This is a genomic window from Rhodobacter maris (assembly GCF_900217815.1).
Classification (GTDB): domain Bacteria; phylum Pseudomonadota; class Alphaproteobacteria; order Rhodobacterales; family Rhodobacteraceae; genus Rhodobacter; species Rhodobacter maris.
The window spans coordinates 1-13,909 of sequence record NZ_OBMT01000025.1 but is presented as its reverse complement, the minus strand read 5'-3'; the positions used below and the strand labels follow the sequence as shown (position 1 = coordinate 13,909).

12 protein-coding genes and 3 pseudogenes are annotated in these 13,909 nt (G+C 62.9%); 4 read left to right on the top strand and 11 right to left on the bottom strand.

The window, feature by feature from the left end:
- Positions 1-82: 82 nt before the first annotated feature.
- From CRO22_RS17790 to istA, 6 genes and pseudogenes are all read right to left on the bottom strand, one after another.
- Positions 83-337 (bottom strand): annotated as a pseudogene (locus tag CRO22_RS17790) (IS110 family transposase); the annotation flags it as partial.
- Positions 338-408: 71 nt separating this feature from the next.
- Positions 409-546, bottom strand: coding sequence for a hypothetical protein (locus tag CRO22_RS17785; protein ID WP_176518699.1), 138 nt, complete (start codon positions 544-546; stop codon positions 409-411).
- A 134-nt stretch (positions 547-680) separates the two neighbouring features.
- Positions 681-1,439, bottom strand: coding sequence for a glycosyltransferase family 2 protein (locus CRO22_RS17780; protein ID WP_097071490.1), 759 nt, complete (start codon positions 1,437-1,439; stop codon positions 681-683).
- A 359-nt stretch (positions 1,440-1,798) separates the two neighbouring features.
- Positions 1,799-2,089: pseudogene (locus CRO22_RS19285) on the bottom strand (integrase core domain-containing protein); the annotation flags it as partial.
- A 334-nt stretch (positions 2,090-2,423) separates the two neighbouring features.
- A pseudogene (gene istB / locus CRO22_RS17770) lies at positions 2,424-3,151 on the bottom strand (IS21-like element helper ATPase IstB).
- Entirely contained in the window at positions 3,141-4,673 is a 1,533-nt protein-coding gene (gene istA / locus CRO22_RS17765; RefSeq protein WP_102024767.1) for an IS21 family transposase, read from the bottom strand. The pseudogene istB and the gene istA overlap by 11 nt, the downstream one beginning before the upstream one ends.
- A 283-nt stretch (positions 4,674-4,956) precedes the next feature.
- Between istA and CRO22_RS17760 the strand changes: the two genes are divergently transcribed.
- Both CRO22_RS17760 and CRO22_RS17755 read left to right on the top strand, forming a co-directional pair.
- Positions 4,957-5,664 (top strand): phage tail protein, encoded by a 708-nt coding sequence (locus CRO22_RS17760; protein WP_097071487.1) that lies wholly within the window; start codon positions 4,957-4,959, stop codon positions 5,662-5,664.
- A complete protein-coding gene (locus CRO22_RS17755; RefSeq protein WP_097071486.1) occupies positions 5,661-6,254 on the top strand; it encodes a hypothetical protein in 594 nt (197 codons plus the stop codon). The genes CRO22_RS17760 and CRO22_RS17755 overlap by 4 nt, the downstream gene beginning before the upstream one ends.
- A gap of 135 nt (positions 6,255-6,389) precedes the next feature.
- Here the strand turns inward: CRO22_RS17755 and CRO22_RS18725 are convergent, their stop codons facing one another.
- The 4 genes from CRO22_RS18725 to CRO22_RS17735 form a co-directional block, all read right to left on the bottom strand.
- Positions 6,390-7,211 carry a hypothetical protein gene (locus tag CRO22_RS18725; RefSeq protein WP_141399482.1) on the bottom strand — a complete coding sequence of 274 codons (822 nt, stop codon included), beginning with the start codon at positions 7,209-7,211 and terminating at the stop codon, positions 6,390-6,392.
- A 148-nt stretch (positions 7,212-7,359) separates the two neighbouring features.
- Positions 7,360-8,175, bottom strand: a complete 816-nt coding sequence (locus CRO22_RS17745) for a response regulator transcription factor (RefSeq protein WP_097071484.1) — start codon at positions 8,173-8,175, stop codon at positions 7,360-7,362.
- A 242-nt stretch (positions 8,176-8,417) separates the two neighbouring features.
- Positions 8,418-9,767 (bottom strand): sensor histidine kinase, encoded by a 1,350-nt coding sequence (locus tag CRO22_RS17740; protein WP_176518697.1) that lies wholly within the window; start codon positions 9,765-9,767, stop codon positions 8,418-8,420.
- A gap of 20 nt (positions 9,768-9,787) precedes the next feature.
- Positions 9,788-10,462 carry a response regulator transcription factor gene (locus tag CRO22_RS17735; RefSeq protein ID WP_097071482.1) on the bottom strand — a complete coding sequence of 225 codons (675 nt, stop codon included), beginning with the start codon at positions 10,460-10,462 and terminating at the stop codon, positions 9,788-9,790.
- A 192-nt stretch (positions 10,463-10,654) separates the two neighbouring features.
- Here CRO22_RS17735 and CRO22_RS17730 point away from each other — a divergent pair, with 192 nt between their 5' ends.
- Together CRO22_RS17730 and CRO22_RS17725 are read left to right on the top strand one after the other, a co-directional pair.
- A complete protein-coding gene (locus CRO22_RS17730) occupies positions 10,655-11,401 on the top strand; it encodes an ABC transporter ATP-binding protein (protein WP_176518696.1) in 747 nt (248 codons plus the stop codon).
- Entirely contained in the window at positions 11,398-12,318 is a 921-nt protein-coding gene (locus tag CRO22_RS17725) for a hypothetical protein (RefSeq protein WP_097071480.1), read from the top strand. The genes CRO22_RS17730 and CRO22_RS17725 overlap by 4 nt, the downstream gene beginning before the upstream one ends.
- 306 nt (positions 12,319-12,624) lie before the next feature.
- Here the strand turns inward: CRO22_RS17725 and CRO22_RS17720 are convergent, their stop codons facing one another.
- Complete coding sequence (locus CRO22_RS17720; RefSeq protein WP_097071479.1) at positions 12,625-13,641, bottom strand: IS110 family RNA-guided transposase; 1,017 nt, start codon at positions 13,639-13,641, stop codon at positions 12,625-12,627.
- Positions 13,642-13,909: the final 268 nt, after the last annotated feature.

Here is a 13,909-nt window from a genome sequence, read left to right as displayed (position 1 = left end):
TGACGCGGAAGCGTGGCGGCCCGGAGGGACACGCAGCCGCAGAAACTCCCGATCACGGAAGATCCTTCTCGTCGCCTGACTATTTCAGCAACCTGTTAACATAGGCGGGCGGGATCAGCCGCACCTCATGGCCCAGCTTCCCGATCTCGCGACCCCAGAAGTGGGAACCGCCACAGGCTTCCATCGCCACCACGCACGGCGGCAGCTGGCCGAAAAACGCCAGCACCTGGTCCCGTCTCAGCTTCCTGCGCAGCACCGAGCGCCCGGAAGCATCAGCCCCATGCGCCTGAAACACATTCTTCGCCAGGTCGAGCCCGACCGTGATAATCTCCGACATGACCGCTCCCCTCTGTGGATCCTCGCAGACCCACCTTGGCACATTGATGCCGTCGGGGGGCGGTCACATCATCAACGCCCATCGGACATGTAGCGCCGAAACTGGTCCGGCGTCAGCTTTTTGCGGCCTCTCACCTCGCCCGTCATCGACGCGACGTGACGATGGAAAACGCGCTTTGCCAAATCCACCCCGATCATTGTATCTTTCATGCTGCCGTCCTTCTCCAGTTCTGTGGCCTGATCACCACAAATGTTGGCACGTTGATGCCTTTCGGGGAAGGGCGGCGACCATACCATCTTCCGCCGCGAGCATGATGTGCTTGCGGCGATCGTGCAGACGCGGCTCAGCTGTGCTGCGGGCGCACCAGAAACTGGCTGACCTTCGATAGGTTCTTGAACGCCAGCGTGTGAAGGCCCCCCACGCGGTTGCGACGGATCGCCAGCATGTCTTCTTCCATCTTCTGGCGGATCTTGGGCCAGTTGCGGTTGCTGACACCGCCAACCCGCATCTTGTAGAGCACCTCGGGGATATAGACCGATTTTCCAGTCGCCTGCGAGAAGTACCGCAGGATGAAATCGTAATCTGCCGCGATGCGCATGTTCTTGTCATAGGTCCCAAAGTGCTCGTAGACCTCGCGGCGCAAGTACAGCGTGGGGTGCGGTGGCATCCAGCCATATTCCAAGCGCCACGGGTGGAACGCACCGGTCGACCAGTGCCGAATGACTCGCGACGTGTCAGCCTGTGCGACATAGTCCAGATCGCTGAACACTGCCTCAACCGCCGGATCTTCAAATGCTGCCGCTATCCGTGCCAGCACCCCGTTGTGGGCAAGAAAGTCGTCGCTGTGAATGAAGCCGATCACGTCGCCGGTGGAGTTCCGAACGCCCTTGTTGACCGCGTCATAGATCCCGTCGTCTGGCTCGCTCATCAACCGCATCCGCTCGTGGCCAGCACGCTCAATGGCAGCCAACGAGCCATCCTTTGATTTTCCCTCTACCACTAAATGCTCGACGTCAGGATATGTTTGGGCAGCGACGCTGGCGATGGCCTCGCCGACGGTCGCTTCTGAATTGTAAACTGCAGTAATGACAGAAATTTTCAAAGGCGGGATCTCGGCGATAGAAGGCTTCCTACGTCTCTACACGAAACCGGCGTTGGGCGAAACGCGAAGATGCGGTCGCAGCAAGGAAAGTTCGTAGAGTTTGGCGTGCAAACTTGCTGGGAAAACGCTATTGGGGCGCCAAGAGGATGGAGACGTAGTTCGCCCTGAACAACCTGATTACGCCACCTCGACATCTGATTGCGGTCCTCGTCGCCCATCATCACCGCGATGACTGCTGTGACCCCCGATGTTCATCCGGCTGAAACCAGAGTCCCTTGCTGAATTTGGCGCGGTTGCGCCGACGGAGCAATGAGCGATCTGCGCAGCGGTTCGGTTGCGCGAAGCTGATCGCCCATTGCGTTGAGTTGGGCAGCGAAGACCGCCGGGGCCTGATAACCGAGGGCTGAAAGAGGGCTTTCGGTATTATAGACGTGGGTCCAGCGGGCGACAGCCTCGCGCGCATGATCGATGCCGAAGAACAAGGTCTCGTTCAGCAGCTCGTCGCGCATCCGGCCGTTGAACGCCTCGCAGTTGCCGTTTTGCATGGGCTTGCCAGGCGCGATGTAGTGCCACTTCACCTGCATCTTCTCGGCCCATTTCAGGATCGCGTTAGAGGTGAACTCGGTTCCATAGCATGTCGGGAGTGAACCGCCGTTGAAGGTTGTGGCCGCCTGCGCAGCCCCCAAAATCGCGCAGCAGGCGGCCATAACCGGAGCTCGGATCTCTATGGTGGTTTTGCGAACCACACCACAGAGGAGACCGGCTATGACCAAGGTTGAGCATACTTCGGATGCCCGTGTTCTGGTAGGCATCGACATTTCCAAGACTCGCCACGAGGTGCTGATCAAAATCCCGGGGTGTTGATTTCCACCCAGAACTGAGCCGGGTTTTCCGTCGAGAAGTGAGCCACCTCTGATTATGGATTTTTCGTCAGTTGTGGGTCAAGGGCGGACTTCATTCCTTCTTTTTGCGGGTTGCGGCGGCTCAACTCGCCTTGAATCGGAAGCTGTCGTTTCCGGTTTCAAGGATGTGACAGCGGTGGGTCAGGCGGTGGTCATCTTGGCGTCTCCAAAGACCGTAGCCCATTCGGCGAAGCTCAGGTTGGTGGTGATGACGACGCTGGTGCGTTCGTAAAGTTTGCTGAGCAGATGGAACAGCATAGCCCCGCCCGAGGCGCTGAACGGCAGGTATCCGAGCTCGTCCAAGATGACGAGGTCGAGCTTGGTCAGGCTTTCGGCAATCTGCCCTGCCTTACCCTTGGCCTTTTCCTGTTCGAGGGCATTTACCAGTTCGATGGTTGAGAAGAAGCGGACCTTGCGGCGATGATGCTCGATGGCCTGAACGCCAAGGGCCGTTGCGACATGTGTCTTACCGGTGCCCGGGCCACCGATCAGAACCACATTCTGGGCGCCCTCCATGAATTCGCAGCGGTGCAGGGTCCGGACTGTGGCCTCGTTGATCTTGCTGGCGGCGAAGTCGAAGCCCGAGAGATCCTTGTAGGCCGGGAAGCGCGCCGCCTTCATGTGATACGCGATGGAGCGCACCTCGCGTTCGGCCAATTCGGCCTCCAGCAGTTGCGACAGGATCGGGATGGCGGCTTCGAAAGCCGGAGCCCCCTGTTCGAGGAGATCCTGAACGGCTTGGGCCATGCCATACATCTTCAGGCTACGGAGCATGATGACGATGGCCGCGGCGGCGGGGTCATGACGCATGGCGGCCGCCCACGATCTGGCCGCGCAGGGTGTCATAGCGCTCTACATTGGCCTTGGGCTCACGCCGCAGGCTCAGCGCTTGCGGGGTATCCAGCCGAGGACCATCGATGACTTTACCGTCGACCAGGCGGTGCAGGAGGTTCAACAGATGGGTCTTGGTCGGCACCCCCTCGGCCAAGGCCAATTCCACGGCGGTCAGCACGGCCTGTTCATCGTGGTGAAGCACAAGCGCGAGGATATCGACCATCTCGCGGTCGCCGCTAGGCTTGCGGAGCATGTGGTCCTGCAACTGTCTGAAGGCAGGTGGTAATTCCAGGAAGGGCGCCCCATTCCGAAGAGCCCTGGGCTTACGTTGGACGACCGCCAGATAGTGCCGCCAGTCGTAGATCGTCTTCGGCGGCAGCTTTTGGCTACGCTCGATCACGCGGGCATGTTCGCACAGGATTTTGCCCTCGGCTGCCACGACCAGCCGGTCGGGGTAGACCCGAAGGCTGACAGGCCGGTTCGCAAAGGATGCCGGAACGCTGTAGCGATCGCATTCAAAGCTGATCAGGCAGGCTGGCGAGACGCGCTTGCTCACCTCGATGAAGCCATCAAAGGCCACGGGCAAGGGCATCAAGACCGCCCGTTCCTCAGCCCAGACATCTGCAATGGTTCCGGACAGCGTGCCATGGGCGGTCTCGTGCCACAGCGCAATGCAACGCTGTTCCAGCCAGTCATTCAGCGCGGCAAGATCGGGAAAGTCCGGCATGCCTTGCAGCATCTGATGGCGGGAGTCGCGGACGTTCTTCTTGACTTGCCCTTTCTCCCACCCAGCCGCCGGATTGCAGAAGTCAGGCTCGAAGACATAGTGATTTGCCATGGCGAGGAAGCGGATATTGACCTGCCGCTCCTTGCCGCGACCGACCCGATCCACTGCTGTGCGCATGTTGTCGTAAATGCCCCGCACAGGAACACCCCCAAAGACCCGGAACGCATGCCAGTGGGCGTCGAACAGCATCTCGTGGGTCTGCAGGGGATAGGCTCGCAACAGGAAGGCTCGGCTGTGCGACAGCTTGATGTGGGCGATCTGGAGCTTCATGCGTTCGCCGCCGACCACCGCGAAGTCTTCGCTCCAGTCGAACTGGAACGCCTCGCCGGGGCGGAAAGCCAGCGGAACGAAGGTGCCGCGCCCCGTGGTTTGTTGCTCACGCTGCCGATCGGCCCGCCATTGTCTCGCAAAGACGGCAACGCGGTTGTAAGAACCGGTGAAACCAAGTGTCACCAGGTCGGCATGCATCTTCTTCAGCGTCTGCCGCTCTTTGCGGGGCTTCCCGGCATTGGTCTTCAACCAGCCAGCCAACTTCTCGGCAAAGGGATCAAGCTTGCTCGGCCGCTCGGGCGTCGTGAAATGCGGCTCGATCGTATCGGCGGCCAGATGTTTGGCCACGGTATTGCGCGACAGGCCCGCGCGACGGGCAATCTCCCGGATCAATAGCTTCTGCCGCAAGTGCATCCGGCGGATGATGTTCAAAAGTCCCATGTGGATCAATCCGTTAACCCCGCTGCACGGCGCGTCGGGGGAAAGGTTCACATGGCTCAATTCTCAGTGGAAATTATGCGCCTACCCGACTCAGTGCTGGGTGGAAATCAACAGGCGATGCGGAGGTTGTCGAAACTGCGACGGGGTCGGTTGGGTTGCTGCTGGCATCGCAACAATTCCTGCCGGTTGGTTTGGCGGGGGCCGGGGTTGGAACCTTGATCACTGGCGGCCGCGACGTCACCATAGTGGATCCAAATGAGCCGCCGCTTTTCCCGCCCCAAGTTTGCAGATCGACAACATTGTCGGGCAAGCCGTGGTTTCCGGGCAGGCGGCTCCGGGTTCGGTGGTGCTGGTGGCTCTGAACGGGCAGACATTGAGTGCGCGCGCGGATGCCGAGGGGCTTTGGAGCGTGGCGTTTTCGGGGGATCGGCTGCCGCCCGACAACACGTATCAGGCGAGCGTCGTGACGCTTGCGCCTGACGGGCAGATTTCCGAAAGCCAGAGCAACGCCGCGGTCATCGATTTCGCCGGACCCGAGGTGCAAGTTCTTGCCGGGGCAGCTTCGGTTGACGATATCGAGAACGCAGCGGATTATGTCGACGGCATCACGCTGCGCGGCACGGGCGAGCCTTTTGTCGAAATCGAGGTAACAATCGCAGGTGAAGTGGAGCGAACCTTGAGCGCGGCTGACGGGACTTGGCAGGTGACGTTCGCACAGGACCAGTTTCCGCCCGGTGAATATAACCAGACCATCACCCTGACGGCCACCGATGCGCTCGGACGTGTCACTATCCTTGTGGATCAGCTTGAGGTCGATACGGTGCCGCCCGCGGTCGCGCTATCCGAGCCCGATGCGCTGGTGAGCCTCGCTGCAGCGGCGCAGGGCGTTCGGCTGGCGGGCACAGCAGAGCCCGTTGTTCAGGTGCGAGTTGAGGCCGAGGGGGGGGCCGTTGCCCTTGCGCAGCCTCGGCGGGAGAAGACTGATCGGTGAACTTCGCTCCCGATCAGCTGCCGAGCCCCTCGGGCGAAATCGGTTACACGGTCCTTGCTCTTGATGCGGCGGGCAATCCCGCCAAGCTCGCGGGCACGTTCGAGGTCGATCTGTTGGCGCCTGCGGCCCCCGACATAGTCGCCTATCTGAGCGACTTTTCCAGCCTGCTCGGGATCCGCGTGGACGCGGGAGAGAGCGCCTTCGATCTGGCGACGACTGACTCCTCCGGGCAGGTCCAGGAGCTAGGCTTCGATGTCACCTACAATGCGAGGGGCGACTTCTTCAGCTACGATTTCGCCGAGGCGGTTCCCGACGGGACATATTTGGTGATCACCGATCAATATCCAGCGGGCAACACCGCTTCGACGTCGCTGGTCGTCGATGCCACGGCCTCTGTTCCCGTTGATCTTGCACGCGAGGGGCTAGACGGCTTCGATATTGGCATGATTGATCTGAGCTTGGCGCCACAGGCGCAGCTTAGTCTTGACGCCGCGCAGATCCTTGCCTTCACCGGCTCTGTACAACCGCTGCTGGTGCGGGGGGATATCAGCGTTCAGGTGGTGCCGAGGAAGCAGGCCGGACCAAGGTGATCGGAGGGCAGAGCTACAGCCTGTATACGCTCGGCGAGGACGGGGCACAGGTCCGGATAGACGATATCATCCTGGGCGTAACGCTCTGAGAGAACGAACTGAGGGCGACGCGCCAAGAGTGGCCGCGCATCGCCCTCAGCCGGACGCCTCGCCGCCCGCGACGATGGCCCATTTCAGCCGTGCCCGCGTCGGGGGCAGTCGGAGCCGGACATCAAAAGGCGCGTCGGGGGAGGGGGTGTCATCGCCGACGTGAGGCTCTGCGTCGAGCAGAACCGCACGGATTGCGGGGTATCTTTGCTTCGCTTCCTGGATTGAAAGCTCCGCCAGAGCGCGGTTCTCTAGGCGCCCGTCGAGCACGATACAGGCAACGCTGGAGCCCGCCGAGATAACCAGATCGTTCAGCATCTCCACATCGAATACGGTGAAGTGCAGGCAGTTCAATTCGCTTATCCACTCCGGCGGCACCGGGTCGTCGCCAGTCTCGGGTGTGAGCACGATCACCCAGTTTCCGGCACGGGATCTGCTTTGGAGCAGAACGCGTATCCGGGCGAGTTCTGAATTATCCATTCGCGGTCGCGCCGGGGCACGAAACAGCGGCGGGTGGGGGCGTGCGGGGGCGACCGGATCTGGTGAGGTCGGGCGTTTGTGTGGAGCAGGCGCCTCGATCGTGGTACCCAGACGTCGCAGATCCGCAATGGCCGCCCGTAGCATCGAGGCAATCCGCGAGAGGCTGCATAGGGCAGGGCTCAGATGGTTTTTTCTGTTCGGGGAGCGGGTGTCGGGATGCTCTTCAGCCAGCCTCTCGGGTGGCACACATGGCTGCGCGTCGTGGCGCCTCATCCGCTTGCGTGCGGTGATGTGGAGCGAAAACCCCTTACCCTGAAAGGTGGCGCCGATCCGGTCGGCGGGTGGCAGCGCGCACCGAAAAGCGCCAGCCGTGTCGAAATTCTTGAGCAAGATCGCCCCCAGCCTGAAACACCTAGGCGACTCGTCGCGGGACGATCCGCCTCGGGACAGTTTGCCCAAGCATTGGGACGGCGGCCATTCATCCTTGGAGTGCGGGGCCTATCTTTGGCCGCCTCGCGGGCATTGGAGCACTGAGGGCTCAGAGCAGCCCCTGCTCGCGCGCGATCACGCAGGCATGGGCACGGTTGCGCGCCTCGATCTTGCGGCAGATTGCGCGCATCAGCATCTTGACTCGTACCTCGGTCACGCCGAATTCTCCCGCGATCTGCTTGTTGGTGTCTCCCAGAGCGACCCGGCGCAGCACGCCATATTCTTCATCGGTCAGGCTCCGCGAGCTCTGGCCATCTCCCGGCGCGTTCTTAAGCGGCGGCCCGCCGGTGAACACCTGACCAAGTTGCACTAGGTAAAGCACACTGGAGATCGCTTTGAGCGGCATGGTTGCCGGAATGATGCCGCGCACGCCCGCTTGCAGCGCCAGCGCGATCACGCGCGCTTCGAGACCGGAGGCGAAAAGGATCACCGGCACGTCCCCCAGACGTGCCAAAAGCTTACGCAGCTGATCGAGCCCCGAAGCGGAAAAAAGCCGGAAATCGACGATCGCCGCCGAAATCTGCGGACCGCGAGCGAGACAGGTCTGCAGATCGGCGGGATTGGTGACACCGAGCACCGCCGTTGCTTGTGCCGCAAGTTCCTGCGCCAAGGCGTCGATGGCAAATTGTTCGCGATGCGCGACCAAAATCTGAGTAGGCACAGTGCTTGGCGCGCCTGCTTCTTTGGCCCAGGTCTCTTCCTCCAGATCATTTTTATGTGCCGGGCCCCCGCCCGTGTTCGGCGCGGTCCTCAAATTCAACATCTGTTCCACCAACCCGACAATACCTTCCGCGCGAATTGTCTGTTTTGCTCTCGCGATCAAATACGCGCCGACGGGGGGCGCCTCAACCGCGCTTTCAATCACGGTTATCTTCGCCTTAACGTCTGAAAGGGTTCGAAGCGCGGTGTGAGGAACGGAACGCGCACTGATCGTCGTAAGAGCGACGAGATGCGCGAACGCGCGGCAACACAGAAGGTCCGGCACGCCCTTTGGCAAACCGGTGCGCACAAAAGGCTAGGGGTAATGTGCGTTTGCGCGCGTGGGGAAATTGGGCTTGCGACGCTTCGCCGCAGGCGGATGCAGCTTAATGGCGGCAAAATCGAAGTTCAGACGCATTCGGCGCGCGGAAAAACGATCCGGGCGCACAGGCCTGGCGCGCCGTTTTCCAGAGTGAACCGCGCAGTGTGCAGATCGGCGATAGCCCGCACGAGGCTCAGCCCGATGCCGCTGCCCGGGGTGCTGCGCGCCGTGTCGAGGCGCACGAACCGCTCGCAGATCCGCCCCAGATCAGCCTCGGGCACTCCTGGCCCGTCATCGCAGACCGAAACCTCGGCACCGCCTGCAACGCGGCGCACACCGACGGTGATCCGCGCCAGCACCGGGCAGTGGCGCAAAGCGTTCTCGATCAGGTTGAACAGCGCCTGCCCCAGCAATTCGTCATCGCCCCCGACCGTCGCCGCGGTCTCGACCTCAAGACAAATCACCCGCCCCAGATCTTCGGCGACCGGTATCATCAGATCAACCACATCGCGCGCCAGCACCGCCAGATCGACCGGCCGTGGGGAGATATGCACCAACCCCGCCTGCATTCGCGAGAGGCGCAAGATCGCGTCGAAAGTGATCGCCGCATGATCGAGGTCGACAATCGCCTCCCCGATTTCGCGGCGTTCTTCAGGGGGTATCCGAGCGCTCTGTGCTAGCGGCTCGAGCCGCAGCCGCAGCCGACCGAGCGGCGCGCGCAGGTCATGGGCGACATCGGTCGAGACCTGTTGGATCGCCGCTATCCCGCTTTCGAGCCGCCCCAGGGCCGTATCGACGCTTTGCGCCAGCCGCGCCAGATCGTCCCCCCCCTCATCATGGATGCGCAACGCATGATTTCCCGCCCCGACCGCCTCGAGCACATGCTCCATCCGCGCCACCCGCCGCCCGGCCCGACGCGCAAGGAACACCGCCACCACCGTGGTGATCAGCGCCGTCGCCCCAAGTCCCCAGCCGAAACTCGCGCCCCAGATCGCGACCTGATCCTCGATCCAGGCCGTTGAACGTCCCGTCATCAGCCAGCCACCCTCGACCGCCAGGCCATATGCGACCAAGCGGTCCGTTCGGGGCATGGCGGGCGCGTCAGGCACGAGCCCGACGCCGGTTTCAAAATAGCGTAGCCCCTCGAAGCGGGCGTCAATCCAGAAATTGCCCACTGGTTGCAAGCAGGGATCGTCGGGCAGGAACAGGGCGATCCGTCCATCCTCGGCGGCACCGACCCTGACCTGCACCGCAACCAGACGTGCCAGCGCCTCTGCGCCACCGATCACGCTCGCTTGCGCCAGCGCGCGGGTATCGGCCTCGACCTCGATCTGCATCCACCGCGACATGTTCTCGAGTTGCAGCACGAAGGCCGCGCCGCCCGTCACGAGAGCCGCAAGTACGAACACAAGCGACATCGCGAAGGCGAAGCGCATCGACCATGTCGGGGCGGGTCTCATGCGGGCGCGAACACGTAGCCGATGCCGTGCAGCGTGGTCAGATAGGGTTTGCCGAAGGGCTTGTCGATCTTGGCGCGTAGGCGGCTGATATGGGTTTCAAGAACGCTGGTTCCGGGTTCGAACCGCAGCCCCCAAACCGCCTCGAGCAGGATCGTGCGGGTCTGCACCCGCCCCGGGCGTTCCATGAAATGGCGCAAGAGCAGGAATTCGCGCGGCAGGAGCGAAATCCCTCGTCCGGCGCGGGAGGCGGTGCGGGCAAGCAGGTTAAGACGCAGCTCACCCTGCATCAACTCGGTCGGCTCGGCCGCCAGCACCGGGCGGCGTGCGATCGCCTCGATCCGTGCCATGAGTTCAGCAAAGGCGAAGGGTTTGACCAGATAGTCATCGGCCCCCGCGCGCAGCCCCGCGACCCGGTCCTCGACGCTGCTCATGGCGGTGAGAATGATCGCGGGCGTGGTGATCTGCGCCATGCGCAGTGCACGCAGCACCGAAAGCCCGTCGATTGCGGGCATCATTCTATCGATGATCAGGAGATCATGGGCCCCAGCCGTGGCTTGCACCAGCGCCAAGCGCCCGGTCTCGACAAGATCGACCACATGGCCCTCCCTCTGAAGGCTTCGACTGAGATAGCGTCCGGTTTCGGCATCGTCCTCGCAGATCAGAATCTTCATTGGGTCGGTGCCTCGCTTTCGGCCGGTTTTGGTAGCAAATGATGTGTATGTGACCAAGCGATCTTTGGGATAGTGCGCTCGCCATTCGTCTGCCTCGGCCATGGGCTCGCCCAGCTTGTTACAAATTTGTGATACGCGAAGCAGGTTATGACGGCGGGCGGCATGTCAGACGAGCTCCGGAAGGAGATTCGCATGACCACCACCCCACCCGCCATTCTGGCCAAGGCGCTGAGCTGCTCTGCAGGTTCGGGGCCCGGGCTTCACCCGCTCGATCTGAGCATTCCCCATGGCGAGATCTTTGGTCTCGTCGGCCACGCCGGTGCTGGCAAGTCCGCGCTGCTGGAGATGCTCGCCACGCTGCGCGCGCCGCAATCCGGGCATGCGAGCGTCGCCGGCTTCAGCACCGTTTACAATCGCGAACAGGCGCGCCGCGTCTTGGGTTATCTGCCCCAGACCCTAAAGTTGCATCCGCATCTCAGCCTGCGCGAGCATCTGCTGCTGATGGCGGGACTGTCGAACCTCTCCGGGGCACGCGCCCGGGTCGAGGAGGTGCTCGAGCTTTTGTCGCTGCGCGATCTCGCCGAGCATCGCCCGGGGGGGCTTCCTTTGGGGCTGAAGCGCCGGGTCGGGCTCGCGCAGGCGATCCTGCATCGCCCGGAGGTGCTGCTGCTCGACGAGCCCGATGCGGGGCTTGATCCGATGGAAGCCCGCCATATCCGCGCCGCCGTCGAAATGCTCAATGCTGGCGGGATGACGGTATTGCTATGCACGAGGGCGCTGGGCGAGATGACCCGGGCTTGCACTCTGATGGGGGTTCTGGCGCATGGGGCGCTGGTGTTCTATGGGCTGGGCGAGGCGCGCGGCGTCAGGTGGCGCGATCCGGCGGCGCTGGAGCGGCTCTATGTTGCGATGGCGCCCTCGAAGGTGGTGGCAGTATGAGACCCGCAGCGCTTTTGTGCGCGCACAGCCTGCGGGTGCTGCGCCGCGAGCGCGTCATCCGCGCGATCTTCTGGCTGGTCGTGGCCTCTGCGCTGGCCGCGGCGGCTTTGGGTTGGGCCGAGGCCGAAACCAGAGGTTTGATCCATACCAGGCTTGCTGGCGTGCTGCTCTCGAAGCCGAGTACGAATGTCGTGCCGGGGCAGCATGTGCCGGGCCCCTCGCTTTGGCTCTTGCGCGACCTAGCGCCCTGCCTCGCTCTGTCGGGGGCTTTTGCGGCTATAATGATCGGGCATCGCTGCCTTGAAAGCGACCGGCGCGCCGGTCTCTTGCCGCTGATCGGGGTGCGGATGCAAGACGAGTTCGACTATGCCGCCGCCAAGGTCGCCGCGCTTGGAGCCGCGATGGCGGTGCTGGTCGGGGTGGTCGGGGTGATCGGCGCTGCGGCGCTGCTGGCCCTGCCTCTGCCGCGGCCAACCCCCGAGGAGTGGGCGCGGTTTGTGGTCTTTCTCGTGCTCGGCTGGGCCTATCTGATGACCTTTGCGACGCTCTCTCTCGCGATCACGGCGACCAACCCGAACCCGCTGCTGGCGCTGTCGGGAGCGTGCGTGATCTGGTTCGCCACGACGCTCCTGTTGCCCGTTCTCGGCGGAGACTGCCCGTTGCCCGTCACGACTGATACGACGTTCTTCGCCCGCGCGCCGCTGACTGGTCCGGTCGGGTCCGCGCATTGGCTTGCGCCGATCGCCCGGCCCTTTGCGCTCGGCGATGCTTTTGCGCATCTGGCGCGCGAACTGCTCGGGGAGGGCTCCGGGCGCTGCCGTGCGCCGGAGGTGCCGCCGATGGTCATGCTTTTGATCGCACCCGCGCTGGCGATCGCCGCCGCGGTGCGGAATTGCCTGCGTCTCGAAATGTGTTGATTTGCACGCAGGACTGACCCGGGTTTTGCACTAAGAAGTGCCCCTGTGTGGGCAGCCCTTCCGAGGCAAGCGTTAAATCGTGATGTCTCCGCGGCAGGAGTGCATCCATGTGTCCGGCCTTTTCGCGCGGGCGATGCCCGCTGGCCCTGATGAATTCCGCGGATCGGCTCCCAAATCACCTCATCGCGCTCTGAAGCGCCTGGTCCCCGTGGGCTTGGTCGATCCCCGGCACCGCCGGTTGCTCATCACGTTCTTCACTTGCGTCTTATGCCGCGTCGACCTGATATCCGACGAGGCCATTCCATCTCAGGCCGCTGTTGCGGCATAAACCGTGCCGCGGGTCATCACCGCCCAGGCGATCCGCGCGGTCTTGTTTGCCTGCGCCACGGCGGCGAGCTTTGCCGGTTTGCGCTCAAGAAGCCGCCCCGCCCAGCTTTCGGCTTTCGTCGGTTGCCTGGCCATGCGCATCACGGCTGTTGCGCCCACGACCAGCAGCCGGCGCAGATATCCGTCACCCTGCTTGCTGATCCCAAGCTTACGCACGCGCCCCCCGCTGCTGTGAGCCCGCGGTGTCAACCCGAGCCGGGCCGCAAACTGGCGCCCGGACCGGAACATCGAACCATCCGGCACTGCCGCTGCAATCGCACTGGCCGTGATCGGGCCGATGCCGGGAATGGTGGCAAGGCGGCGGCTCGTTTCGTTGGCCCGGTGCCAAGCGACGATTTTGCCCTCGAGCTGCTCGATTTCGCCCTCAAGACCACGAAGCTGCGCAGCGATCACCCCCAGCGTGGCGCGTGCTTCGGCGGGCAACATATCCCGGGCCGTGACAAATGCGGCAATCGCAGCTTTGACGCCAGCCGCTCCCTTGGCGGTCACGAGCCCGAACTCGGCGAGATGGCCGCGCAAGGCGTTCACAGGCATCGTTCGTTGACGGACCAGCAGGTCGCGGGTCTTGTGCAGCATCAGGACGCCTTGCTGATCCACCGTCTTCACCGCGACGAAGCGCATCGATGGCCGGGTCACGGCTTCGCAGATCGCCTCGGCATCGGCGGCATCGGTCTTGCCACGCTTGACATAGGCTTTCACATAGGCTGGCGGCATGAGCCGGACATCATGACCCAGCTCGAGCAGTTCACGCGCCCAATGATGCGCCGTCGCGCAGGCTTCCATGCCCACCAGGCAAGGGGAGAGCTTCCGGAAAAAGACCAGAACCTCGCTGCGCCGAAGGCGGCGCTGAACGACCGTGCGACCGCGTTCGTCAACGCCGTGAACCTGAAAATACGTCTTGGCCAGATCCAGGCCGATCGTCGTAACCTCGTCCATCTTCCAAAGCCTTCCGCTCGTTTGCTGCGACAGCCCCAGAATGCCTCAGGGGCGGGCGGGTGGAAGGGCCGTCCACCACATCACCTCTGGTTATGGATTTCGTTTCATGTCCGGGTCAAGTTGTGTGCTGCCTCCTTCTTTTTTCGGGCTGCGTCCTCGGAGCTCGCCTTTAACAGGTCGCTGAAATAGTCGGCCTCGACCTTGGATGCAGAACATGATTCACCCCTTCTCACGGCGAGAGGGGATCATGATGCGGGGCACGGACGAG